The sequence below is a fragment of the Allobosea sp. 10N428 genome (genome assembly GCF_056394545.1).
Genome location: NZ_JBFTIC010000001.1, coordinates 644,063 through 668,806 on the forward strand (window position 1 = coordinate 644,063; position 24,744 = coordinate 668,806).

Genomic DNA, 24,744 nt, shown 5'->3' on the forward strand with positions numbered 1-24,744 from the left:
GATCGGCAGGCTTTCCGTTCGCCGGAAAAGCCGGACTGCGATGGGTGCAAGCAAAGGGAGACGACACAAATTCGTCAATCTTCAATTCCGCATTAGAGAATTTATGTTGACAAAATTTCTCTATGTAGAATTTTTATTGCTTCATTTCACATTTGATTTTCTCACATGCAAGCAGTCGACGAACCCGTTTCCTCGCTTCGCCGCGCGCTGGGGCTGTTGCGCATCCTCTCGAAGGGCGCTGGCGACGGCATGCGGCTGAAGGACATCGCGGAGGCTGCCGGCTGCGGCCAGCCGACGGCGCATCGCGCGCTGCGCGACCTGATGGCGGAGGGCTTCGTCGAACAGGCGGCGGGCGGCAAGCGCTACCGGCTCGCGCTCGATTTCTTCGTCATCGCCGCCCGCGCCGGCCAGGCCGGCGGCCTGCGCGAGCTCGCCCGGCCTGCGCTGCTGCGGCTCTCGGCCACGCTGAGCGACACGATCTTCCTGCTCGTCCGCAACGGCTACGACGCGGTTTGCCTCGACCGGATCGAGGGCCCCTTCCCGATCCGCTCCTTCACCGGGGACATCGGAGGCAAGGTGCCGCTCGGCATCGGCCAGGGCAGCCTCGCCATGCTGGCGCATCTGCCCGACGACGAGCGCGAGGCGGTGATTCGCTTCAACATGCCCCGCCTGCTCGATCGCGGCTTCTTCGACGAGGCCGCTTTGCGCAACGCCATCGCGACGGCCCGAGCGCAAGGCTCGGTCAATCTCAACACCGGCCTCATCCCTGGCATGGCCGGCGTTGCCGTGCCGGTCTTCGATGCGCGGGGGCGCGTCGTCGCGGCGCTCAGCGTCGGCACCCTCGCCGAGCGGCTGCGCGAGGACCGGCTGCCGAACATCATCGCCATGCTACGCAGCGAGGCGGAGGCGCTGGGCGCCAAGCTCAATCCCTTCGACGTCGCGCTGCGCTATCCCTCGCGCAGCCTGAGCACGATGGCCGGCTGACAAAACCGAGCCGACATGCCGCTTTCAGGCTTGCGTCGCGGCGACGGAAGCGGGATGTCGGGGCGAACTCCTCTCGGATGGTAGCCTGTCATGACACAGACCAAGCCCGCCCCCCGCATCGCCATCACCTATTGTTCGATGTGCAACTGGATGCTGCGCTCGGCCTGGCTCGGCCAGGAGCTGCTCTCGACCTTCGGGCAGGATCTCGGCGAGGTCGCGTTGATCCCGCGCACCGGCGGGATCTTCCAGATCCACTACGACGGCGAGTTGATCTGGGACCGCAAGGCCGATGGCGGCTTCCCGGATTCCAAGGTGCTGAAGCAGCGCGTGCGCGACCGGCTCGACCCCGAGCGCAGCCTCGGCCATGTCGATGGTCACACGATGTCGGCGGAAGCCGAGAGCTGAAGCGCTGCCTCGCCGTCATGGTCGGGCCTGACCCGACCATCTCGGAAACGAGTGCCTTCTTGTCATGCGATTCTCGGGTCTGCGCTTCGCTCCGCCCGAGAATGACGCCTGTCAGGCGAGGCGCCCGCGCGTCGCCGCGACCCAGGCCTTCAGCCGCCCCTCGGGATCGGCATTCAGCGTGATGTCGGTCACGGCTGCGACGATGTCGGCGCCGGCCTCGAAGACCCCTGGCGCGCGCTCCAGCGAGATGCCGCCGATGCCGACCAGCGGCAGATCGCCGATACGGCGCTTCCACTCGCCCAGCCGCTGCAGCCCCTGCGGGCCGAAGCGCATCTGCTTCAGAATCGTCGGATAGACCGGGCCGAGCGCGACATAATCGGGCTTTGCCGCCAGCGCGCGCTCCAGCTCGGGCTCGTCATGGCTGCTAAGGCCGAGCCTGAGCCCCGCCTTGCGGACCGCGCCGAGATCGGCGTCGTCGAGATCCTCCTGGCCGAGATGGATGAAGTCGCAACCCTCCGCGATAGCGAGCTTCCAATAATCGTTGACGACCAGCACGCAGCCGGCCGCGGCGCAGAGCGTCTTAGCCCGGGCGATCTCGCGTGCGACTTCGATCTCGGAACGATCCTTGACGCGCAACTGCACCAGCTTGACGCCGAGCGGCAGCATCCGCTCCAGCCAGTCGGCGCTGTCGAAAATGGGGTAGAACGGGTCGAGCTTCATGCGGGAGCAGACTTTCAGGCCAGGAAGGCTTTGCCCATGACGGGGGTGGAAGGAGCGGCCATGTCGCGCGCCTCGATCGGCTGCGCGGCGAAGGCCTGGCGGCCGGCACGGATGGCAAGCGCGAAAGCCTCTGCCATCGCGGCGGGATCGCCGGCCTTGGCGACGGCGGTGTTGAGCAGGATGCCGTCATAGCCCATCTCCATCGCCTGCGCGGCGTGGGAGGGCAGGCCAATGCCGGCATCGACGACGAGCGGAATGTCGGGGAAGTGCTGGCGCATGCTGCGCAGGCCGTAGGGGTTGTTGAGTCCCCTGCCCGATCCGATCGGCGCGCCCCAGGGCATCAGCACCTCGCAGCCGGCATCGAGGAGGCGCCCGCCGACGACGAGGTCCTCCGTGGTGTAGGGGAAAACCTTGAAGCCGTCATCGGCGAGGATGCGGGCCGCCTCGACCAGCGCGATCACGTCCGGCTGCAGCGTGTCGTCCTCGCCAATCACCTCGAGCTTGATCCAGTCGGTCCCGAAGACCTCGCGCGCCATCTGTGCGGTGGTGACGGCTTCCTTGACGGTGTGGCAGCCCGCCGTATTCGGCAGCACCCTGACGCCGAGCTCGCGGATGAGCGCCCAGAAGGCCTGACCAGCACCGCCGGCCGATTCCCGGCGCAGCGAGACGGTGACGACCTCGGCGCCCGAGCGCTTCACCGCCTCGGCCAGGATGGCGGGAGACGGATATTGCGCCGTGCCGAGGAAAAGCGGGTTCTGCGGAGCGAAGCCATAGAAGGATGCCATCTCAGCCTCCCTGCATCGGCGCGACGATCTCGATGCGGTCGCCCTCGCTCAAGGCGACGTCCGCCCGCTTGCGCGCCGGCACGAAGTCACCATTCACCGCCGTCGCAACGATGCGGTCGGCAAAGCCGAGCTCGGCCAGCGCCTCGGCCAGCGTCTTCGCCGCGATCTCCTGCGGCGCGCCGTTAAGCAGCAAGGTCATGCAGCATCTCCGGTGTTGCTTGCGGGTTCAGCACGGCCTCCGCCGCCATCCGCGCCATGGCGGGGCTGAGCAGGAAACCGTGGCGATAGAGCCCGTTGACATGGATCACGCGGCCGCGGCGCGTCAGCCGCGGCAGGTTGTCGGGAAAGGCCGGGCGGGCATCGGTGCCGATCTCGACGACCTCCGCTTCGCCGAAGGCGGGATGCAGCGCATAGGCCGCGCCGAGCAGCTCCAGCATGGCGCGGGCGGAGATGCGGCTGCGCTCGCTGCTCTCGATCATCGTCGCGCCAACCATGAAGAGGCCGTCTGCGCGGGGCACGATATAGAGCGGGATGCGCGGATGCAGCAGCCGGACGGGCCGCGACAGCTGGATCTCGTCGCTCCGGAGCAGCAGCATCTCGCCCTTGACGCCGCGCAAATCGGGCAGGACATCGCGCGCCGCCAGCCCGCGGCAGTCGAGGACGATATCGGCATCGAGATCGGCCGGCTCGACCGCGCTGCCGAAATGAAGGGCGGCCCCATTTGCGACGAGGCGTTTGGCCAGGGCCGCTATGGCTTGGCGCGGATCGAGATGCGCCTCGGCGGAGAAGAACAGGCCGCGCGAGAAGCGGCCGGCCAGATCGGGCTCCAGCCCGGCGATGGCCTCGCCGTCGATCTCCTCGAAATGGTCGGTGCGCTGACCGAAGCGGCGCAGCTCCGAACGGTCCCGGCTCGGCGCAACCACGAGCGTGCCGTTGCGAGCGACGCCGCCGGCATGGCGCTCCCACCAATCGGCCGCCTGCTGCCCGAGCCGAATCACCGGTTCTTCGGCGCTCTCGCCCTCGCACCAGGGCGCGAGCATGCCGCCGGCATACCAGGAACAGGCTTCGGCGCCGATGCGCGGGCCGCGTTCATGCAGGACGACCTGCACACCCCGGGCCAGCAACTCGGTGGCACAGGCCAGACCGACGACGCCAGCGCCGACCACAGCGGCTGTCAGGACTGAGTGAGGACGTTCTGGCGTCATGCTTTCCCTGCTTCCGGGAAGGCAGCGGCCTGAGGCGCGAGCGAGGTGTCTGCGAGCCGAAGACCGTTCCCTTCGCCGGCATTACCCGGATCAGGTGCGATGGGTTGGCGCGAACCACGCCTCTCAGCCTTTCGGCACCCCAACGGACAGCGCCAATTTAATGGCAGCGCCGCCGGGGAGCAAGCGGAGCCGGCGCAAGGCTCCGTTGCGGCGGCCTCGCACCTCCCGACCGCGCCCTTCGCACGGGAGTGATCGGGAGATGCGCCCGCGCGAATACACAGGTCGCGCGAAGGAAGTTGTCGGCGAGACTTGTCAAAGGCCTCTGCAATCGGGCATAGAGCCTCTCGCCGGAGACGTGGCCGAGAGGCTGAAGGCACTCGTTTGCTAAATGAGCATACCCCACAAGGGTATCGAGGGTTCGAATCCCTCCGTCTCCGCCACTTTCTTCACCCATCTGAAAACCATCACCTTTTTTCGGCGACGGCTCCGAAATTCGGGAGGGATGCCTGGGAGGCAGCCCTCTGCGCGTACTCGTGCAAAACCTTCGGGGACGAGGATTCGCCTGCGTTGATTTCGCCTGCGCACCACGGGGCGATCGCAGCGATGGGCTCCTCAAGGCGCATCGCATCCTCGCCCTGACCGCCGCGGGTCGCTCGGATAACGCGAACGTTTGGCCGTGGCGCAACCGTGCTATCGCTGACGGACCATTCGAAACGACCACAGGGTTGGCCGCCCCCGGTCGGGCGCGCGGGCAGGCTCCAAGAAGTGGTTGCGCAAAATGGCATCCACCTACCTCGGGGCTCGGGGGTGCCCAAGATTCAGCCAATCCAGCTCCGAAATGACGACCACGGGTCGGTGCGAATCATCGCCGGCGGCCGGGCGGGCGCAGACTGAGCTCTCCGGGCCAACATCCCTGCGTGATCAGCAAGCACTTGCATGGCCCGGGGCGAGATCTGTGTCAGAGGCGCTCGCCGAGCCGCGCGAAGTTCGCCAGGCTGATCAGATGGGCATGGATCGGCATCAGATAGCCCTTGCGTCGCAGATCGCTCCAGGCCTCGTCCGAAAGCGCGTTGAGGCGCTCTTCGCTGATCGCGGAGAAGCCGCTGTAGCTGGATGTCGCGCCATCGGCCGCGCGGATGTCGATGTTGATCGTCTGGAACAGATCCAGAGCTTTCAATTCGGCCGTGAAAGCTGCGGTTACCTTGGCTGCCTCGGCATATTCGGCCACGAAGCCTATCACGCGCTGCAGGGCTTCTGCCGGTTCGCCATCTTCCCCGAAAAGTCGCTCGCCTGCCTCGTTCTGCAGCCCCGCGAAGCCGCCATCGATGCAGACGATCTGCTGTTCGGCCGCGATATCGCCGCCAATGAAGGGATAGCGTCGCAGATAGGCCGGCGGGTGCTGGCCGCGCCAGCGCCCCTCGCTGTCGACGAAACGGCTTTCACCGGGGCGCATCCCGACCATGAACAGCGGGGAGAGGGTGCCGGCCTCCTCCAGGAACAGGATCGGCATGTCGCGGCAGCCAAGCACGAACTCTGCGGCGAGAGCGGGCAGGACATGTGCCTGGGCCGCGAAGAGATAGGGCTTGTCGACCGGAGCGAGCCGCGCCTGGTGATGCGTGTTGCGGTCGAGAGCGGCGATGCTGGAATAGAAGAGCGGCAGAGGGGCCATGGTTCTGTCCTGATGGCGTGATGCTGATGTCGGTGGTTCAGATGGTCTTGCGCAGCGTCAGGCGGAAATAGAGCTCCGCATCGCGCTGCACCGCCGAGACCCGTTCGAGCGGGTGGCCGATTCCGCCTTCGAGCGTCGCCCAGTCGAGCGGGCGCCAGATCAGCCCGGCGCCGAGCGAGGTGGCCCGGCTCGTGAAGTTGGCACTGGCATAGGTCCTGCCGTGATCGAGGAACACGAAAGCCTCGAACTGCTTCAGGACGTCCGGAAGGGTGTAATGGAGTTCCGCCTGCCCGTAGAAACCCGAATTGCCGAAGGCCGCGCCGATGGGATAGCCGCGCACGGTCGTCGGGCCGCCGATCTGGAAGATCTGATCGCCCGGGAGTTGCGTCTCGCTGGTATACTGCCAGCCTCCGACCAGCGAACCGTATACGTCGTCCGAGACGCGCCAGATCGAAGCGGTGTTGCCGGTCCAGATCGAGTAGTTGCGCCTGGTGTCGGCGAGCTTGTCCCTGTGGGCAATTTGAGACCAGTTCACCGCCGAGGAGTGGTTCAGATTGGCAAGATTGACGCTCAGCGCAGCTCCGGCGCTCGCGCGGGTGTAGGTGGTGTCGACCGTCGTCATATCCAGCTGCTTGCTGTGCCCGGCTCCGAAGCCGAGCGCGCCCGTGGCCTGCAGGAGAATGGCGTCCGTCGCGAACACCGGCTGAGACAGGGTCAGCGCCCCGTTTTCCGAAACGCCCTCCGGTCGCAATTCGCGGATCGCACCATTGACGATGTGATAGGCGGAGCGCGTGAAGCTGAGGCCGAGCCGCGTGCTCCAGGGTGAGACCGGCAGCGTGTAGCTCCCGGTCCCGACGATGCTCCCGCGCGCGCGCGAACCATAAAAGATCAGCCGGTCATCGATGCCGAGCAGGTTCGTGTGGCGCAGGAAGAGGGTGCCCTGATAGCGGCCTGTCGACTGCACTCCCTGGTTGTCGAAGGAGATTTGAGCGAGATTTCGCGGCGCTTCGGTGAGAATGAGGTCGAGATCGGTAAGGCCAAAGGCGGCGCCAGCGTTAAGCTGCGCCCTGATCTGCGCCTCATTGAGGCGGTTGAAGATCGAGACGGCGCGATTGAGATCCGGTGCGTCGACAACCTCGCCGTCGACGACCGGCACCTGCGAGCGAACGTACCAAGGCCAGGTCTGGACGGCGCCGGAGATGGAAACCTTGCCGATCCTGCCTTCGACGAGGCCGATCTTGAGAACACCGCCCGTGAGCTTCTGCGGCGGGAGAACGGCGCTGGCCGTGATCTGGCCCTTCTCGGCGTAGAGATCGTTGACGGCCTGAAGGATCTTCCCGATCTCGGCGAGATCGACACGACGGCCGACATAGCGTGCCCGGATCGCATCGAGCTCGGCCGCGCTCAGGAAGCGCGAGGCGTCGAAGTCGATGCGCGTCAGAACGACGCTCGCTCCGCCGGCGGGAAACTCCAGCCGCGGGCCGGCAGGCGGCGCAACGACACCAGGGCCGCTCTGACGCTGCGGCGCCGTCTGGCGCTCGATCTCGAGCCGCTGCCGCTCAGCCTCGCTCTCGATCGTCCGCGAGACGATCTGAGCGGAGGCCGAACCTGCAACGCATCCGCCTAGGAGGACTCCTGCGAGACGCCAGGCAGCGCGCCGTGCTGTCGTCAAGGCCGGCCCTCGGAATCGTCCAGATTGACAGGCGCCTTGCCGGGCTCGGCTGCGGCAACGAAGCCGCGAGCATGCTCGAACAGGGCGCCGCTCCAGTGTCCGGCACCACGGCCGCCCCAGATGCCGCGCCACGCCCCGGTGGCGCCGAACGGTAAGCCGCCGGCGACGTCTGCGGGCATGCCGCTCAATGTCAGCATCATGCCCAGCCGGGCAAGATCGCGCGTCAGAGAGCCGCCGGCCGTCGGCGGGATGTCGGCAACATCCGCATCGAAGCGGACGATATAGGCGTCCGTCTTCAGCTTGGTGCCGGTCAGGTCGAGGAAGAACGGGCGCCCCCTCGAATAGAGCTGGACATCGTAAGCATAGTCGGGTGCCGGGCTGCGGTTGTTGGCGAAGACCGCCATCGACGGCGTTTTCAGCGTCAGGGCGCCGGGAATGAATGCTTCCGCGATGCTCAGCCGACCTGCTGTCGTCATCAGCAGCCCGTCGATCGCATCGATGCGACCGGCGCGGAGGCTGCTTGCATCGACCGCCAGGTCGACACGATCTGCGCTGCGCGCTCGGAAACCGGCGACATCGAGCGCGAGCGGACGTTCGCGGCCGGAACCCTGGACGATATTCGCCGCGATGCGCGTGCCCATGATCACGACGCTCTCGCCCGCGCTGAACCGGCCGAGCCGGATCCCATCCGGAGCGGCGGCGATCAGACGGCGCGCAGCGCCGTGACCGAGGCCGATCGAGCCCTGGCCGATGCTTCCGGCCAGAAGCGCCAGGCTATCCTGGGCTGTGATCGTGCCACCCTCGATGTCGGCCCCGGCCATGACCAAGGCAGAAGCGCCGGACCGTGCCATCGAGACCGTGATGACGGCCTCCGTCGAAACCAGCCGGATATCGCCGCCAGCCAGAAGGGTTCCGATCGTCACGCGACCCAGCCCCGCGATGTCGGACGTCGCTGCGCTCACCAGGCGCCCCACGGAAAGGGCCGATGCCGATCGGAGCGTCACCGAACCGGTGGCATCGAGCGCCGCGATCGCGAGCGTCCCGGTCGAAGCTGTCGCCTCCGCATTGCGTGCTGACAGGTTCTCGGCCGAAACGGTACCAAATCCAGCAAGCGCGACATCGCCTTCACTCCGCAAATCGCCGCCTGCAATCCCCGCGTCCCGGGACCTTGCAGAGATGCCTCCGCTGCCGGCCGAGACGGCGCCTAACGTCAATGCCTGCGCTGCATCGATCGAAGCCCCCTGCCCCGCTCTCACGTAGGAGACCGTCACAGCGCCAGCCAAGCTGCGGATGGAAAGATCCGCCGCAGCACCCGCCGAGCCGAGCAGGATTGATCCCGAAGCCAGCAGATCGAGCGCTCCGCCCGCCTGCAACCGCGTCGCATCGGCGGAGGCTGCCGCGATCGACAAGCTGCCGTTGCGGACATTCCCGTCCGCAAGCCGCAGATGGCCTCCGGCCGCAATCACAGCACTATTGCCTGCTTCGAAGGTTCCGATCTCGATTGACCTTGCAGCCGCGAGAGAGAGGTTTCTTGCCGCCGACAGGTTCGCAGCGGTTACGCCTGCGGATATAGAGCTCACTGCCAGACTACCCGCATTGGTCTCGGCATCGCCCAGCGTCACCGCGCCGGAGGCTGACAGCGTCGAGCTTGCGCCTGCCGCCAGGCTGGCGAGATCGAGCGTGCCGGCGGTGGTCGTGACCTCGGCCGCGCCGCCCGCCGTCAGGCCGGTCGTCACCGCGATCGGACCCGCCGCCGTCAGCGTCGCCGCGCCCGCCGCAGCGATCGTCCCGGCCGTGATGCCGGCCGCACTCGAGATCGCGGAGAACAGCCCGGCCGTCGTCGTCGCGCTCGCCAGGCTGATCAGCCCGCTCGCCTTCAGCCGGGTCGCGTCGCCCGCCGTCAGGCTGGCCAGCGTCAGCGCGCCGTTCTGCGCGGTCGCGTCGAGCGTGCCGCCGGTCAGGATCGTGCCGGTCGCCGCGATCGACGTCGCCGCCGTCAGGGTGAGGTTGCCGGCGATGTCGAGCCCGGCCAGCACCAGCTTGTCGCCAGTCGAGGTCACCGCGAGATCGCCCGCCGTCGTGTTCGCATCGCCCAGCGTCACCGCGCCGGAGGCTGACAGCGTCGAGCTTGCGCCTGCCGTCAGGCTGGCAAGGTCGAGCGTGCCCGCCGTCGTCGTGACCTCGGCCGCGCCGCCCGCCGTCAGGCCGGTCGTCACCGCGATCGGCCCCGCCGCCGTCAGCGTCGCCGCGCCGGCCGCATCGATCGTCCCGGCGGTGATGCCGGCCGCGCTCGACTCAGCCTTGAACAGCCCCGCCGTCGTGGTCGCGCGCGTCAGGCTGATCAGCCCGGTCGCCTTGAGCCGCGTCGCATCGCCCGCCGTCAGGCTGGCCAGGGTCAGCGCGCCGTTCTGCGCGGTCGCGTCCACCGTGCCGCCGGTCAGGATCGCACCCGTCGCTGCGATCGACGTCGCCGCCGTCAGGGTCAGGCCGCCGACGATGTCGAGACCCGCCAGCACCAGCTTGCCGCCGGTCGAGGTCACCGCGAGATCGCCCGCCGTCGTGTTCGCATCGCCCAGCGTCACCGCGCCGGAGGCCGAGAGCAGCGAGCTTGCGCCTGCCGTCAGGCTGGCGAGATCGAGCGTGCCCGCCGTCGTGGAGAAGTTGGCGCTGCCAGCGGTCGTGACGGTATCGACCCTCAGATTGCCGCCTGCCACGAGCGTCGCTGCGCCGGTATCGGCCAGGAGGCTCGTGACGCGCGTCGCGCCCGAGGTCGCCAGCCGAATGTCCCCGGCGAGGCTGTGCGCCGAAAGCGTCGGCGCCGCGAAGATCAAGGCGGCGGTCGCGCTGCCCACGCCGGTGCCGGCTCGGAGGTCGATCGCGCCGCCGGTCCCGTTGGCCTCCAGCAGGGTGCCGGCGTCGCCATTGCCCAGGATCGAGCCTGCCGCCGTGATCAGGATCGAGGCGGTACCCGTCGGCGCAGCGAGCGTGCTGGCGACGTGGCCCAGCTTGATGTCGCTGCCGGAGCCGAGGCTGACGCGCCCGGCGGCCTGGATGTCGGCACCGTTGCCCATGATGATCTTGGCGCCGGTCAGCGTGATCGCACCGGCGGACGAGCGCAGGCTGCCGAGAACGTCGATCTCGCCATCAGCCGTGGCGACAAGGCCGTTCGCGGCACTGAGCCCGCCCAATCTGAGCGTATTGGCCGATTGGCCGGAGATGGTCGGAGCCGAGAGCCAGGCCTGGCCACCGATCTGGCCCGAGACCGTTCCGCTGCTGCCGATCTGAAGGCCGAGCGCGGCGGAAGCCGAGCCGACATTGCCGCTCGCATTGAGCTGGACCGAGCTTCCCGAAATCGCGATGCCCGGCAGATAGCCTTGGATGGCGCCGCTGCGCGCGGTCAGCGAGGCCGTGCCGGAGGCGAAGATCCGTCCGATCTCGGCATTGCCGGCATTGGCGATGAGATAGGCGTCGCCGGCCGCAGCCGAAGCCGAGACCAGCTTCCCGCCGATCTGATAGGTCAGGCCCGCCGCGGCCGAGCCGATGCCGCCGCCGCCCGCGACCAGCACGAGATCGCCATTGGTCTGGATCTGGATCGGATTGCGCGGCGTCGTGCCGTTAGCCTGCATTCCGACGACGATGCCTTGCGGCGCCTGCAGGTTGATCGTGCCGGTTCCCGTGACCTGACCGATCGTGAGCGTTCCGCCGGCGGATCGCGGCGTGGAGGACGACTGCACATTCGTGGTCGCCTGCACATAGACGTCGCCCTGGGCCGAGGCGGAGAAGGTGCCGGTCGCGTTGATGAAGAGGGGCGCTGTCTGCTTCACGTCGACGCGGGTGAGCGTGATGCCGGCAGGCACGTTCTGGAGATCGGTCACCTCGACAAGGCTGCCATCCTGCCTCTGCCCCATGATCCTGACGCTGCCGGCCGTCGTCGCGACCGAGAGCGCGGCGAGCTGCGCATTGCTGATCGAGCCGTTGCGGATGGCGTCCAGCGAGACCTGCATGTCCGGCGCCAGCGAACCGATGGCGCCGGCGATGTTGAGCGTCACATCATGGCCGACGACCAGCGCCGTGCCGTTACCGACAACGCCGGATGCGGGCTGCAGCGCGGATTTGTTGATCGCCGACACCAGCTGCCGGTCGGTCCAGACGGCGTCGCCGGCGATACGGGTCGCCAAATTGGGGGCGGCGTCGGACGCGGCGGCGCTGAAACTGAAATTGTTCTCGAGCGTCGCGGGCCTGAAGCGAACCTGGCTCGCCCAAGCGCTGCCATAGGCCGTCTCGAACACGCCGGCATAGGCGGCATAGCGCTGCGCGGCGTAGTCCTTGACCTCCCGCGTGCTTGCGGTCCGGCCGAGCGTGGCATCGGCAAACGCCTGATACAAGGCGACCGCGTTGTCGTTCAGCAGGAAAGCGCCGTTGCTGACGCTGCCGTTGCGCACCAGCGTGCTGTAGAGCCCGTAGCTCTGCGTCACCTGCTTCTCGAAGCTGGCGACGCTGACCTGCGCGGCCGCGTCGGCGCCATCAGCCGAGGTCAACTTCAGCGCACGCGAAACCTGCGAGAGCTGGTCGGCGCTGAGCGCCTGCGCCGCGGTCTGCCCGGACGCCGAGACGAGCCGGCCGGCATTGACGTCGATGCGGACGTCCCCGGTTTCGCTCGCGATCTCCCCGACGCGCAGATCGCCAGCGAGCTGCGCGATGCCGATATCGCCACGGGCGCTGATGTTGACGACGCCGTCGACATAGCTGCCGTTCGGCAGCAACGTCGCGACCGCGCGCATCTTCAGGGGGTTGACGATCGAGCCGATGCTGCCTGTCTCGCTGGACAGCGTGATGTTGCGGCCGATGACGTTCGCCGTGGCGGACGTCACCGTCTCCAGACCGCCGGTGGCGCGGACCCTGATGTCGCCATAGGCGTTGGGATTGCCATCGGCGCGCAATGCGGCGATGCGGGCGCTGCCGGTGATGTCGAGATTGATGCCGCCGCTCCCGGTGACCGCGCTGAGCTGCGCGCCCGAGGTCAGGGTCGTCGTGATCGCCTGAGCGGCCGTACCGATCGAATCGCGCGCGGTCAGCGTCAGGTTATTGCTGAAGATCGAGGCATTCGGCGCCTGGGTGATACTGCCGGCCGAGGCGTTGATCGTCGTCGATCCGCTGGGATTGACGATGTTACCCTGCAGCAGGACCGAGCTGTTCGAGTTGATGTTGACGTTGCCGGCGGCATTGCCGGCGAAGCTGATCCCGAAGCGATTATCGGCCTTGACCGAGGCTGTGACCTGCACGAAGGCGCGGGTCACCATCTGATAGTTCCAGATTGCCTGCCCCGCTCCGGGCTGCGCGACGAAGTCGCGGTCGCAGTGATTGATCGCCTGCCCGTTGCAGCCGCTGTAATGTGCTTCGTTGTTGATGAAGTCGAGCTGGCCGCCGGTGATCTCCTGCGTCAGTCCGACGCCGGTCAGGCCGGGCTTGTTCGTGATCCGGCCCGACACGCCACCGCTCGGAGCCTGCGCATTGCGCGACCACCAGTACATCCAGTCCGCGCCGGGATTGGTGCTCGGCGACTGGGCATCGACATAGACCCAAGGGTTGCCCGACGTGCCGGAATCGTAGCGCCAGTAGGAGACGAGGTCGCGCACCTGCGTGGTCTGCGGCGTCAGCCCCTCCTTCTGGAGCAGGGCTTGCTGCGTCCACTCGTAGCGGGTGCCGGCGACGGGATCGTAGCTCGCAGTGGCGCCCGAGATGAACTCGACGGGGCCGGATGTCGGCAAAGCGCCGTTCATCGTCTTGTAGACGGCGATGCCGGAGCCGGGCGTATAGGCGTAGATCTTCGTGTTCAAGCCGGAGGTGATGAGCCGGTCGACAATCGTGATCTTGCTTACGCTGGCGTTCACCCCGTCGGCAGTGCCGGTGTTGATACGGTTGGTGACGAGATCCAGCCCCGACTGGTTGTTGACGCTGACATTGCCGAAGCCGCCATTGACCTTGATGTTGCCGAGCGTGTTCGTGCTGATGATCTGGCCGTCGAGCAGGACTGAGCCGCCGCCCGAGGACGCATTGACATCGGCCATGGCCAGCCGGTTGTTGACGACGTCGTAGGAGATCGGCACGGCGTTCGCGGCAGCCCAGCCGCCGCCGAAGATGCTCGCGAAGCTGATGGTCGAGTAGCCGTCATTGAGCCAGTTCTGACGGTTGTTGCGCAGGATGTCGCCGACGACGCCACCGATCGTGCCCTGCCAGTCGGTGATCCGGCCCGCCTCGATCGAAGCGTTGACGTTGATCGTCGTCGCCTTGATCGCGACCTGTGCGCCGTAGATCTGCGTGCCGCCGCCCTGCGCGACCGGGTTGCTCTCCCGATAGGTCTGGCGCGTCGGGATGACCATGAAGCGGATATCGTTGCCCATGTCATAGCCGCCGGTGCAGGCATAGCCGGCATCGCCGATATAGCCGATGCAGTTGCCATAGAACTGCATCGAGAAATTGCGCCGCGTGCCTTCGTCCTGCTTGCCGTAGAGGAAGTAATTCAGATCGGTCGCACCCTGCCCCGCAGCGAGCGCGTTCGCGGCGGCGTAGACCGCCTCGTTGACGTCGAAACTCCCAGAGCCCGGACCGCCGCCGGGATAATAGATGTAGGAACCGTACTCCGCCTGCGGCGAGGCTCCGGCATTGTACATGCCGTTCGGCCCGTTCGACGAGATCGCGACGGCGCCATTGGGCACGGTGGCGTTGAACTGCAGCGCATCGATGCGCTGGCCGGAGAAGCCGAACGAGCCCTGCGTATTGTTGATCGAAACCAGGCCGGCGAGATTGGTGATGTCGCCGGAGATGAGCAGCGCCGGCCCCTTGCCGCTGTTGTCGAGGGCACCGGTATAGCTGTTGTCGATGACGATCCGCGGCGTCGCATCGGGATTGCTGTTGCGTGTCAGCGATCCGCTGGAGCCGATGATCTGGCCGCCGGTCGCTTCCGGGATATAGGCGCCACCGTCGAGCAGAAGATAGGCGTTGCTGCGGTTGATCACGGTGATCGAGGGACCGCCCTTGGCGGTGAGCGTGCCGTTACCCTGAACCCTGCTGGCATTGACGGTGATGTTGCCGCCAGCGGCGTAGAGCTGGCTCAGGCGCACGGCCTTGACCGGCGACGAGTTGACGCCGGAGATCAGCGTGCTCGCGACCGACGCGTCGTAATTGGCATTGATGTAGGCGACCGTGTTGAAGGCCGGATCATAGCCCATGGTGACTGGGGCGCCGCTGATGAAACGGATCGTCGGCGCCTCGTTGGGACTGCACTGTGCCGACGCGTTGACGCCGCAGCCGATCTCGATGCGCTGGGTGTTGTAGATGCCGGCGGTCGCCGTGCCGTTCATCACCAGCGTCGAGGACGACGAGAAGCCTGGGCTGCTCGTCCCCGAGGTCACCGGAATGAAATAGAGCTGGTAGCCGTGGCCGGTGCCGTCGGCATCCGCATTGAGCAGCCCGTCATAAGCGCCGAGGCCGACATTCTGGGCGCTGGAGATCGTGGCGCCGGAATCCACCTGGACCTTGGCGTGGTTCTGCAAATCGGTCGAAGCATCGGCTACCGGAACCGCGATGATGCCGCGGACATAGCCGAGTGCGGTCGCTTTGCCCGTGAGGCTGTTGAGGCGCAGGCCCGAACCTTCGCGACCGGCGACGACATTCACGTCGGCGAGCCCGATCAGGGACGAATTCGTGCCCACCTTGACGTCGTTGTTGGTGATGATCGTGACATCTGCATCGGCGACGCCGACACCTGCCAAGCCGTAGGTGTTGACATAGGCGTTCGCGCGGACCGTGGCAGTCGTATAGGTGCCGATGTTGATCGTGCCGAACGAGCTCAGCGTGTCGTTGCTGCCGAGCGTGACCTCGTTGTCGACATGGGCGCCGTAATGCGTGGTGACGCCGGCCCCCTGCAGCAGGCCGCCCGTGGTCAGCGAGGCCGTGTCATCGGCCGTCAGCTCCGTCCAGGCTTGCAACAACATCGGACCGGGCGCCGCCGTCGGGCTCATGCCCGAGGCGATCCCGACATTGTCGGCGAGGACGACCTTCGAGGTGCCGGTGATGTCGGTGATCGAGGTCGCGCCGGCCCCGTTGATGCCGCCACCCGCCGCCGCCCGCACGGTGTCGCCGAGGTCGAGCTGCGTGAAAGCGTTGCGGCTGGTGATCGAGACCGCCTGCAGACAGCTCGACAGATAGCAGCCCGCCGTGTTCGGGCCGGTCGCGGTGATGCGGCTGCCCGCGCCGAGCGAGGTGCGCACGTCGACGACCGCGTCATGACGCCCGAGCGCGGCGCTGGCACCCACGGCCGAAGCCTGCAAACTGTCGATCAGCGCCGCATAGCGGTCGTCATGGCTCGCCGCGATCGTGACGAGGCCGGTATTGATCAAGACGTTTTCGCCGACCGAGGTCGTCACGGTGGCAGTATTCCCGGTCCTTCCCTCCGCGCCCGAGCCGGCATAGAGCCCGCCGCTGCCCGCCTTGCCATGGACGATCTGGGTGTCGCTGCCGCTCGCGGAGAGCGAGAAGCTGCCGGCGCCGCTCGCCGCCATGGTGGCGCCATTGCCGAGCGAGGCCAGCGTCGTGGTGCCGCTGTCGGCCTTGGCCCTGACCGAGCCGATGGCTGCGGTGCCGGCGGCGGTTATGCCGGTCGCGGTCGCAGCCTGGATCGTGGTGTTGCTGGCGGTGACCGTGACGGTCCCCGTCGGCAGGCGGACATAATTGCCGACCGACGCCGTCACCGAGGCGGTGTTGTGGGCCTGCGCATCGGTGCCGGTCGCGGCAACGTAATAGGCGCCGGAACCGGCGATCGCCGAGGCAGCGGCGGAGGTGCCGCCACGCTCGAAGTCTCCGGTCGCGTCCGGCAATTCCGAGGCATCGCCGACCGGCGTGCCGAAGACCGAGCCCGTCGCCAGGACGGAGAGCCTGCCGGCGGTGAACTGGCTCGCAGGCAGACTGGCATTGTCCTCGATGGCGGCGCGCACCGTCGGTGCCGCGCTGGCATTGGCGATCGCGACGCCGACGGCGAGGCCACCGGCCACCGCAACGCCCTTGGCAAAGGCCTTGGCGTCCGGCGAGGCCGTGGCCGCGACGGTGATGGTTCCCGTCCCGACATTCGCGCGGGCACCGGCGCCGATCGTGGCGGAGACGTTCGTGCTGTCATCGGCGTCCGCATCGGCGCCTGCGCCGGCCGCGAGCAGGCCGCCCACGCCGGCAACCGCGGCGGCATGGGCCGCGCCCCTGCTGGTCGCGTTGATCGACAGCCCTGTGCCGGTGAAATTCGAGCCGGCCAGATAGTTCGCGGCAACTGTGCTCTCGGCCGCGCTCTTTGCCAGCGAGACGCCGAGCGCCAAGCCGCCGGCAACGGTCGCGCCGAAGGCATCCGAACGGCCGGTTTGGCTGTTGAATGCAGTGACAGTGGTCGCGCCGGTGGTGGTCAGCGCGCCGCCGAGCGTCGCGGTCACCTGGTTGGACAGGGTGCCCTTGGCGACGGCGGCGCCGGCCGCGGCGGCGAGAGCGCCGGCCCCTGCGGTCGCCTCGACGCGCGCGGCGGAGCCCGTACCGTCGGTCGAGGTCGCAGTCACGCTGATCGCGCCGGTGGTGGCGGTCGTCGGAGCGAGGCTCGCAACGACATTGTCGCCAATATTGGTATAGGCCGTCGCCGCGCCGCCGCCGGCCGCGCCGCCGGCTCCGACGCCGCTGGCGATGTTGTTGGTCGCCGTGCGCGACAGCGCCGAGACCGCGACCGAGCCGCTGGTGATGCTGCCGCCGGTGACCGTCGCGGCTGTCCGCGAGCCGGCGGAGTCGAGCAAGGCGCTGGCGCTCTGGGAGGTCGGCGCGACGATGCGGCTGCGGTTGGCGGTAAAGAAGCTGTATTGCTGCGCCGCATAGGCCCGCACCTCGGCGTCGCTGGCGGCGTGCCCCAGGCTGGCGGTGGCCTCGCTGCGATAGGCCTGGAGACCGGCCGCGCTCAGCGTCAGCACGCCGTTGGCGACGGCGCCATTGTTCAGGAGCCGAGCATAGGCGTCGTTCGCGGCGCTGCGGATCTGATCTTCGCTCGCATCCGGTGTCGTCGCGGTCACGGTGGCGCGATAGGCCGAGACGCCGGCATCGCTCATCAGATAGCCCACGGCGCCGCCGCTCAGCGCCGTGTAGCGCTGCCCCGCCCAGTTGCGCACCTGCGCGTCGGTGGGGCTGGCGATGCCGAGCCCGGTTGCCGCAGCGCTGCGCAGGCCGGCGACGCCGGAATCCGTCAGCGTCAACGCACCGTTCGCGACGGTGCCGTTGGCGAGCAGCAGGTTGAAATCGGCCTGCGCAGCGCTGCGCAATTCGCTGTCGCTCATGGCGGCGCCGTCCGCGCCGCGATAGCTGCGATAGGCGGAAAGCCCGCTCGCGCTCAGCACGAGAGAGGCATTGCCAGCGGTAAGCTGGTCGACGCGCGCGAGCGTGCCGTTGCCGTTGGCGTTGAGCTCGGCGCCTGCGCCGGAAGGCGTGCCGGTGCCAACCGAGATCATCGCTACCGCCGCGCCGATCCCGACGGAGCCGCCGACGCCATAGGTCATGGTGGTCGCTTCGACGATGCGGTCGGAGGTCGCCGAGGCCGAGACGGCGCCCGGCGCCGACAGGACAGAGCCGGTGATATCCGCCAGCACGCGGCTGTCGAGGCTTGCGATATTCGCGGCGGCGCCGGCGCCGAACGCGCCATTGGCGCCGGCCGCCGTCGTCGCGGCGATGGTCGTGGTTTCGTTGGCGGTGACGCTGATGCCGGCCGCGCTGGCGGGGCGCAGCGTCGCGGCGACGCCGTAGAGCCCGGCGCGGGTCTCGTTCTCGACATCGACGAAGGAGACCATGCCGGCGACGCCAGCGAAGCCGCCGGCCGCGCCACCGGCGGAGAGCGTGGTGAAGGCGTTGACGCTGCGCGCCGCGACCGCAAGCGCGCCATTGAGATTGAGAACGGTCTGGCCGGAGCCGCCCCCCACGGTCGCGAGCGTGGTGTTGCGGCTGGTGCCGACCACGAAGGACGAGCCCATGCCGACACCGCCAGCCGCCCCGGTCACTGCCTGGGCATAGAAGCCATTGCGGCTCTCGGCGTTGACGCCGACGCGCCCGGCAGTGACCAGGCCCTGATCGAGCATGGCGGTGGTCGTCGCCGAGAAGCTGTTGACCACGCCGGAGGCCGCCGCGCCGCCGATGCCCACCGCGAAGCCGAGCACATTGCTCGCCGCCGATTGCGAGGCGTTGGCCGCAATGTCGAGCGCGGTGACGCCTGCACCTGTGAAGCCGGGCGTCGTTGTCCCGAGGGTGGAGTTGGTCAGCCCGGCATGCGTGCTGCGCGCCATGATCGTGTTGGCATCGGCGCCCGCGGCCGCAGCGCCGCCGATCGAGCCCACCGTGATGAAGGTCGCGGCATAGGAATGGCTCGCAGCCTCGATCGCGACCGCGGTCGAATCCGTGCCGGTGAGGCGGGTATTGACGCGGCTATCGTCGATCGTCGCGCTGGTACTGCCGGCAAGCACGTTGCGGATCGGAACGACTGCGATCGCGGCGGAGATCGGGAAGATCGCGACGCCGCCGGTCACGGCATTGGCCAGCACCGATTGCTGCGAGGTGGCGATGACGCCGAGCCCATGGATGCTGCGCGCCGCCATCGCGAGGGAGGGCTGGGCGGAACTTGGATTGTTGGCCGTGCTCAGGTTGAAGGCCGTCACGAGCTGGCCGGCATTGTAGCTCAGCGAGCCGCTGCCGCCGGCGCGCGCGTCGACGACGCTGTCCTCACCGATCGCGGCGCTCGTCGTGCCGCCGATCGTGTTGTTGACGATGGACAAGCCGCCCGCGACGCTGGGCGCTCCCACGGTGACGCCGAGCGCACCGGCCGACACCGTGATCCGGTCGGTATTGGCGGCGAACACCCCGAGATTGTTGCCGGCGACGATGTCGGCGCCGGTGACCGTCGCGCCGACATCGGTCGCGACGCTGTTGTTGGCGACCGAGCCGGCCAGGCCGACATTGCGAGACATGGCGATGCCGATGGCCAGCGTGTCGATGGTCGCGGTCGAGCCGGCGCGCATCACGAGATCGCTGGAGGCGGTAAGCCGCGCCCCGTCGATCTCGGCCTTGATCTCGTTGGCGATGTTGTTCTCGACCACCGAGAGCCCGAGCGCGGCCGCTCCGAAACCGAGCCCGAGCGAGCCGGCGACGCCGCGGATCGCGGAGCTTCCGGTGCTGGTGACCTCGACGATGCCCCCGGAGATGCTGGTGCCGGCCCCGCCGATATGCGCGCGAGCGACGTTCTCGATCGACTGCAGCACGACCGAGGCGGTGCCGGCGAACTGGCCGGTCGCAGCACCGAGCCCGACGGCGACGCCGGTCAGCGTCGCGCCATCCAGTGCCACGACGCTGACCCTGCCGGAGGCCGTGACATTGGCGAAATCGATCGAGGCGATATGCGATTGCGCGATCGTGTTGTCGAGCAGTGCGACGCCGGCATTGTTGCGGCCGGCCTGGACCACGCCGGCGATGGCGAGCACTGCGGCGCCGTCCGGATTGGCCGTGCCGTTATTGGCGGCCCGGCCCGAAAAATCGACCTGCGAGGAATCGGTCGAAGACACGTCCTGTCGGCCGGCGATCAGGTCGTCATATTCCGCGACCCGGCTGCCATCGGCGAGCACCGTGACCGTGCCCCCCAGGACCGAGACGGTCGCCAGCGCGCCGCTCACGCCCGCGATCGCAGCACTCGTCGTCGGCGTGACCCGGTTGATGACGAAAGCGCCGCCGAGCCCGTTGCCGCCGAGCCCGCCGGTCGCCGCCGAGGAAGCGATGCGGCTGGCATTGGTGGCGCGCACCTGCAATGAATCGATGCCGGTCAGGCTCGAGCGCAGGACCTTGGCACTGACGGCCTCCTCGCCGTCGGGGTCGCGGATATCGGCATAGGTCAGGGCCATGCCGACGCCGACCTGGCCGCCGGCATAGGCAGCGCCGCCGCCGATACCGATATCGGTGGTCTGATAGGCGTTGACCCGCACGGCCTGCGAGGCGCTGCTCGCGACCCCGGACAGGATCGAATCCTCGATGCGTGCGGCGACGCGGTTGGTCACGAGGCCGAGCGCCGCAGAAATGGCGATAGCTCCACCATTCGAGCTCGCCGCGGCGACGCCGAGCCCGACGACGGTCATCCGCCCGCCGGCGATCGCCTGCACCGTCGTGTCGTAGACGCCGGTCAGCCGCGAGCCGGCAATGCGCGCATCGGTGCTGTTGTCGAACTGGCCGATCGCAACGGCGCCGGCCAAGGCGCCGCTGAGCGGGCTGCTGTTGCCGGCGAGGTTGATCGCGGCCGAGCCCGCGCCGATCTCGGCGATGGTCGAGTTCAATGCGGTGACGGTCGTCGTCAGCCCATCGGTGCCCTTGGCGACGATCACCGCGCCATCGATCCAGGCGGAGGTGCCGAGCGTCGTCAGCGCGACGGAGGAGGCACCGGACCCGGTAAGGCTGACCGAGGAGGAGGTCTTGCGGTTGGAGGCCGCGATCGCGTCCTTGACGAAGTCGGGCGTCCCCGGCGGCAGGAAATTCTCGAGCCCGCCGCCACCGACGCCGGCCGCCGCACCGGCGGCGGCGGCGACGGTGATGCGGCCCTCGGTCACCGCCGTCACATCGACCGTGTTGGCGGTGATCAGCCCCTGCGCGGCGCTGCCGGCCAGGCGGCCATCCGAGAGATCGTCGTGATTGTCACCGATATAGGCGCGCGTCACGGAGGCCGTGTCGAGGACCGCGACCGAGGCGCCGATCGCATTGGAGCCGCCCGCGACCAGCGCGCCGCTCAGCCCGAAGACCGAGACGAGCTGGTCCGCCTTCACGGCAATGGTCGCGGCCGTGATCGTCGCCTGATTGCTGATCGAGGCCAGCGTACGATTGCTCAGGCCCGCGAGCGAAACGATGCCGTTGAGCCCGATCGTGCCGGCGGATTCACCTGAGGTCGTCGCGATCACGAACATCTTGTCGCTGGTCGTGGCCGTGACTGCGATGCCCGTCGCCTCGATGCTCACGCCGGCTGCGATCGCCGCGATGGTCTCGCTGCTGCGGCCGATGTTCAGCATCGAGCCGCCGGCGGCCGACCCGCCGCCCGTCGTGCCGCCAAGGAAGGCGAAATTGCCGCCAACGTCGATGCTGTGCGTCACCGTGTCGGCAGCGACATGGACGGCCTGGTCCCACTGCTGATCATAATTGTAGTCGAGCTGCGACGACCAGGCGCCGGTGGCGCCGTTCTGCTTCAGCCGCGCGCCGCTCGCGACATAGGCCGAGCTCTCGTTGTCGACGCGGAAATAGTTGATCGCACCGGCGAGCCCGAGCTGCGTCGCCTGTCCGGAGGCGTTGGCATAGGTCGTCAGGATGTTGTTGACGACACCCATATTGCCGTTGATGTGCGAGAAGGTCTCGCCAAGGCCCGACCAGTTCTCCCAGGTGTTGGAGATCGGCATCTCGTTGAGGGCAGCGACACCGATGTGCCGCGCCTCGATCGAGACGTTCGCCCCGATGGAAGCGTTCGCCTTGTGCTGGAACTCGCCGACGCCGATGCCGAAGGAGACGGAGATCGGCGTGGACGGATTCGCCGCCGTCGGGTCCTTGGAGTTCGAATTGGTCGAGCTGTCGGCGATGACGCGCACGCCGAAATCGCGCTGCCGTGCCGCGACGACGACGTCGCCCGACGCATAGATCGACGGCGCCGTCGCGCCCGTGTCCGCGCCGATGGTCGCATTGGCGCCGAGGTCACTGTTGGCGACAGCAATGGCGCTGCCGACCTTGGCGGGCACGCTGCCGCTGCCGGTCTTCAGCTTGCCGAAAATCTGGCTGAGGATGTTCGAGACGGTCGAGCCCTGCGGGCCGGCATTGAAGAATGCGTTGTCGCCGACCGTGGTCGAGGCGCTGGTCGCGTTCTTGGCGGTGTCGGAGGCGGCCTGGACGACCAGGCTCTGCACCGTGCCTCCGTTCGAGCCGAGCGAGGCGCCGAACTGCGCTTCCGCCCTCGCCTTGTAGTCGGAATAGGCGAAGGCGATGCCCCCGACGCTGCCGGCCGACGCCATCGCCGTGGCCGAAGTCGAGAAGCTGTTCGAATTGCCGGCCGCGACATTGATGTTGCTGGTCGAGGCGCCGGTGATCGCGGCGCCGGAATGCACCTTGGCCGAAGTCGTGACGTCGACGGCGCCATAGGCGACGGTCGCCGCGACGAGACTCTCGCCGGTCGTGATCGTCAGCGCCGTCGCCATCAGGTTGACGTCGTTATAGGCCTTGACGTCGAGATTGCGGCCGACTGCGATCTTCGCGCCGGAAGCGACATCCGCCTTCACCTCGCCGGAGATCTCGCCGATCGAGACCGCCGCGCCCCACGGAAAATTGCCGGAGATCGTGATCGCCGGGAGAGACGCGTCCTGGCGGCCGGTGGCCGTCAGCTTGACGTCGCGGGAGGCCTTGATGTCGGCGCCATCCTCGATCTCGATCTTGGCGGAGATGGTGCTGCCGACATAGGCGCCGTTCAGCCCGAACATCGCGCCGCCGACGGTCTGGGCCGCCATTGCGACGAGCGTTCCCGCGTTCGGGTCGATATAGGAGGAAACGGCCTGCGCATCCGCCGTCATCAGGATGTCGCGGCCGGTGATGGTGCCGGAGACCTTGATGCCGGCACTGGCGCTGGCAAGCCCGGCGATCAGCGTCTGCGACTGGCTGGCATCGAGCGTGACGTCGCCTGCCGCGTAGATGCTGCCCTCGCTGACACCCGCGAGCAGCTTGCCACGGACGGCGATGGTCGGCGCCGTCAGCGTGATGTTGCCGGAACTGCCGAGCGAGGGATTCGCCGCCGACAGCTCGCCGTTGTTGGCGGAACGGTTGAAATTGCGGGTATCGATGATGCCGTCGCCGGCGATGGTGATGCTGCTCGTAGCCTCCAGCGACACGTTGGTGCCGTTGGTGATCATGTTGGCGCTGCCGCCGCTGCCTATGACGATATTGGTCGGGTCGATATAGAGCAGGCCGGCCTTGCCGCTGCGGGCCGAGAGATCGACGTCGATGGCGCCAAGCGTGACGGTGTCCTTGGCACTGAGCTCGATGAAGCCGCCGTCGCCGAGCGTGCCCGCCGTGCCGCGGAACAGCGCGCCACTCTCCACGTTCAGATTGGTGCCGGCGAAGATCCGGGCCGAACCGCCCTTGGCGGCAGCGTTCTGCACGCCGCTGACATCGATCAGGGCCCCGCGGGCAATGGTGATGCCGCCATCGGAGACGATCGAGATCGTGCCGCCGTCGCCGGTGTTGACGATCGGCCGATTGGGCGAGGCCGCCCGCTGCGCGCCGGCCACACCCGTGGCGTCGATGCGCGCCGTCGCGGCGATAGCCGTGCCCTTGCCGGAGCGGATGGCGATCGACCCTGCCGGGCGGCGGGCCGTCGCCTTCGCATTCAGCGTGCCGGAAATCGAGGCCGTGCCGGCCGCGACGATCTCGATGCCGCCGCCGCGGCGCGCGACCATGGTGCCGCCCTGCTGCAGGCCCGAAGTGTTGACGCTCTGCGCGAAGGCGGCGCTGTGCTGCCGGCGCCGCTCGCCGACATCGATCACGGCGGCATTCGCCTCGATCTGACCGGCGACGCTGACCGTGTGACCGTTCAGGGTTACGCCGCGGCGCGTATTGATCCGGCCGTCGATGGTGATCGTGCCGTCGGGCGAGATCGGCACGTCATTTGCCCGCAGGCGAGCCGCCATCGCCTCGTTGACGACGCCGTTCGGCCCTATCACCTGATCGAGGAACGCGCGCGTGGGTGTGTTGACGGTCAATTGGCCGGTGTTGATGACGCCGCTCGGCCCAACGGTGAAACCAGCCGAATCCGAGAAGTAGACATGGCCGCCGATCTGGCCGTTCCGGTAGGAATTCAGGATGCCGTTGACGACGACGGGGCCGTCGCGGACGATATTGACCAGCGCGCCGGTGTTCTGCGGCAGGTGCATGTTGACGGTCGTGCCCGCCGCCTGCTCGAAGCGTGAGAACGAGTTGTAGCCGGCACCGCCGGAAACGGTCTGGGTCGTGATCGTTGTCGTCGCGCCGGTGACGCTGACATTGGTCTGGGTGCGCCCGTCCGGCGTGATGATGTTCTGCGCGAAGGCGGGCGCGTTCCACAGCGCCAACGCCATGGCCTGGCTGACCAGGCAGCGCTGCCGCCAGGACGCCAGGATCGAGCGCGGCCTTGGTGCGAATGCGTCGCTCTGCCGTACGCCGCCTACCCGCGGCACGAACACGGTGGCCTGACGACGCTTCGACATG

At 68.1% G+C, this 24,744-nt stretch carries 9 protein-coding genes, 1 tRNA gene and 1 riboswitch; of the genes, 3 read left to right on the top strand and 7 right to left on the bottom strand.

Annotation, left to right across the window (positions count from 1 at the left end):
• The first annotated feature begins 165 nt into the window (after positions 1-165).
• Both AC1DDA_RS03020 and AC1DDA_RS03025 read left to right on the top strand, forming a co-directional pair.
• Positions 166-984, top strand: a complete 819-nt coding sequence (locus AC1DDA_RS03020) for an IclR family transcriptional regulator (RefSeq protein WP_476794578.1) — start codon at positions 166-168, stop codon at positions 982-984.
• Between the two features lie 90 nt (positions 985-1,074).
• On the top strand, positions 1,075-1,389 hold the full coding sequence (locus AC1DDA_RS03025) for an Rdx family protein (RefSeq protein ID WP_047580587.1): 315 nt from the start codon (positions 1,075-1,077) through the stop codon (positions 1,387-1,389).
• Positions 1,390-1,500: 111 nt separating this feature from the next.
• Here the strand turns inward: AC1DDA_RS03025 and AC1DDA_RS03030 are convergent, their stop codons facing one another.
• From AC1DDA_RS03030 to thiO, 4 genes are read right to left on the bottom strand one after another with little or no spacing between them, the layout of a single operon-like run.
• Positions 1,501-2,109 carry a thiamine phosphate synthase gene (locus AC1DDA_RS03030; RefSeq protein WP_476794579.1) on the bottom strand — a complete coding sequence of 203 codons (609 nt, stop codon included), beginning with the start codon at positions 2,107-2,109 and terminating at the stop codon, positions 1,501-1,503.
• A gap of 14 nt (positions 2,110-2,123) precedes the next feature.
• The gene (locus AC1DDA_RS03035) at positions 2,124-2,894 is read right to left on the bottom strand and encodes a thiazole synthase (protein ID WP_476794580.1); all 771 of its coding nucleotides are present in this window, start codon (positions 2,892-2,894) and stop codon (positions 2,124-2,126) included.
• Position 2,895: 1 nt separating this feature from the next.
• Positions 2,896-3,093 carry a sulfur carrier protein ThiS gene (gene thiS, locus AC1DDA_RS03040; protein WP_476794581.1) on the bottom strand — a complete coding sequence of 66 codons (198 nt, stop codon included), beginning with the start codon at positions 3,091-3,093 and terminating at the stop codon, positions 2,896-2,898.
• A complete protein-coding gene (thiO, locus tag AC1DDA_RS03045; RefSeq protein WP_476795117.1) occupies positions 3,077-4,072 on the bottom strand; it encodes a glycine oxidase ThiO in 996 nt (331 codons plus the stop codon). Before thiO ends, thiS begins: the two co-directional genes overlap by 17 nt.
• 77 nt (positions 4,073-4,149) lie before the next feature.
• Positions 4,150-4,251, bottom strand: a riboswitch (TPP riboswitch).
• 197 nt (positions 4,252-4,448) lie between these two features.
• Here thiO and AC1DDA_RS03050 point away from each other — a divergent pair.
• Positions 4,449-4,539: transfer RNA gene (locus tag AC1DDA_RS03050), tRNA-Ser, on the top strand.
• Between the two features lie 518 nt (positions 4,540-5,057).
• Here AC1DDA_RS03050 and AC1DDA_RS03055 read toward each other — a convergent pair.
• Genes AC1DDA_RS03055 through AC1DDA_RS03065 form a run of 3 tightly spaced genes read right to left on the bottom strand, consistent with a single transcriptional unit; the run spans position 5,058 to position 24,743 of the window.
• Positions 5,058-5,768, bottom strand: a complete 711-nt coding sequence (locus AC1DDA_RS03055) for a SapC family protein (protein ID WP_476794582.1) — start codon at positions 5,766-5,768, stop codon at positions 5,058-5,060.
• Positions 5,769-5,805: 37 nt separating this feature from the next.
• The gene (locus AC1DDA_RS03060) at positions 5,806-7,440 is read right to left on the bottom strand and encodes a ShlB/FhaC/HecB family hemolysin secretion/activation protein (protein WP_476794583.1); all 1,635 of its coding nucleotides are present in this window, start codon (positions 7,438-7,440) and stop codon (positions 5,806-5,808) included.
• Positions 7,437-24,743, bottom strand: a complete 17,307-nt coding sequence (locus AC1DDA_RS03065) for a leukotoxin LktA family filamentous adhesin (RefSeq protein WP_476794584.1) — start codon at positions 24,741-24,743, stop codon at positions 7,437-7,439. The genes AC1DDA_RS03060 and AC1DDA_RS03065 overlap by 4 nt, the downstream gene beginning before the upstream one ends.
• Position 24,744 lies beyond the last annotated feature (1 nt).

Coding starts and splice junctions, on each gene's coding strand:
- AC1DDA_RS03020 (WP_476794578.1), top strand. CDS start 166: ATGCAAGCAGTCGACGAACCCGTTTCCTCGCTTCGCCGCGCGCTGGGG.
- AC1DDA_RS03025 (WP_047580587.1), top strand. CDS start 1,075: ATGACACAGACCAAGCCCGCCCCCCGCATCGCCATCACCTATTGTTCG.
- AC1DDA_RS03030 (WP_476794579.1), bottom strand. CDS start 2,109: ATGAAGCTCGACCCGTTCTACCCCATTTTCGACAGCGCCGACTGGCTG.
- AC1DDA_RS03035 (WP_476794580.1), bottom strand. CDS start 2,894: ATGGCATCCTTCTATGGCTTCGCTCCGCAGAACCCGCTTTTCCTCGGC.
- thiS (WP_476794581.1), bottom strand. CDS start 3,093: ATGACCTTGCTGCTTAACGGCGCGCCGCAGGAGATCGCGGCGAAGACG.
- AC1DDA_RS03055 (WP_476794582.1), bottom strand. CDS start 5,768: ATGGCCCCTCTGCCGCTCTTCTATTCCAGCATCGCCGCTCTCGACCGC.
- AC1DDA_RS03065 (WP_476794584.1), bottom strand. CDS start 24,743: ATGTCGAAGCGTCGTCAGGCCACCGTGTTCGTGCCGCGGGTAGGCGGC.